This is a genomic window from Oleiphilus sp. HI0061 (assembly GCF_001635675.1).
This window is the reverse complement of sequence record NZ_LWFE01000293.1, coordinates 1-1,211: the sequence shown is the minus strand read 5'-3', so window position 1 is coordinate 1,211 and position 1,211 is coordinate 1. Positions and strand designations below refer to the sequence as shown.

The 1,211-nt window shown below is 38.6% G+C and carries 1 protein-coding gene; it reads right to left on the bottom strand.

The features are described 5' to 3' along the window. Positions 1 to 1,206, bottom strand: a 1,206-nt coding sequence (locus A3735_RS03825; protein WP_255375132.1) for an acyltransferase, incomplete at its 3' end; no start/stop codon positions are given. Positions 1,207 to 1,211 lie beyond the last annotated feature (5 nt).

Sequence of the window (1,211 nt, the reverse complement as noted above, 5' to 3'; positions counted from 1 at the left end):
ACTGTGACTGTCTCCAAATACCAGTATATTGGAGACATCATCGCTTTTAGAACTAGAATGACACTGCCAATTATCTATAAAGGAATCGATATCGGTGTACTTCCCAAGCCTATTAAAGTGACACTCACCAGCTCTTATCGCTTTCTGCCGGTCTTCTCCAGCAAGTTTCAACAATTCTGAATTAACAACGACTGGATACTCAACCCTATTATCGTAGAATCCGTTGCTTATATTCCCGTAGCTCCCTAATGCACCGAGAAAGATTAGTGAGGCAGAAGATACCCATAAGACTCGATTTTGATTGAAACGCGTACCACGACGAAATGGTTTTTCAACATAACGCCATGAAAAGTAGGCCATTATGAATGATAAACAGCATAACAGAGATAGAACAAGAGTGGTTAAACTATCTATCAAGTAATACCTAGCAAACGCTAAGACGGGTTGATGCCAGAGATAAGCAGAATACGAAATTAGACCAATGCTAACTGCGGGTTTAAAGCTTAGTAACTTGAATGTAAGTGTTTCAGCCCTAGTAAATAAAATTATAAGTGCAGTGCCTATAGTCGGCAGCAGCGTATAATAACTAGGTGTTGGAGTACTTTCATCAAAGAATAAAATAGCCATCACAATAGATAGCAATCCAATTAAACTCGCTACATTATAAAACAACTTGGGTAAATTCCACTCACCCCGGATTAGATATATGGCACAGAATACACCAATCATGAGCTCCCAAGCCCGCATCGGCAGGAGGAAAAATGCACCAGAAGGATATTTGTCCACAGCCCAGTTGGCTAATAAAAGGCTGCCAAATGAAATGATAAATAATAGGAAAACAAGTAACCTGTTACAAAATTTCTGTATCAGCAACAACAGCACTGGAAAGAAAATATAATATTGCTCCTCTACAGCCAAACTCCATGTATGTAATAGAGGCTTTAACTCCGCAGCTGTATCAAAGTAACCACTTTCTCTCCAAAATAGAATATTAGAAGAAAACGTAGCAACGCCTACAAGACTATTCGAGAAGTCTTTCAATTCACTTGGTGATAAACAATACCATGCAAAAGGAAATGAAGCTAAAACGACTAGAAACAGTGCAGGTAAAATCCTTCTAGCTCTTCTTTCATAGAACCTCGTTAGACTGAAGTCGCCTTGCGCCATTTCCTTCATTATTATTGTCGTAATTAAATATCCACTAATAACAA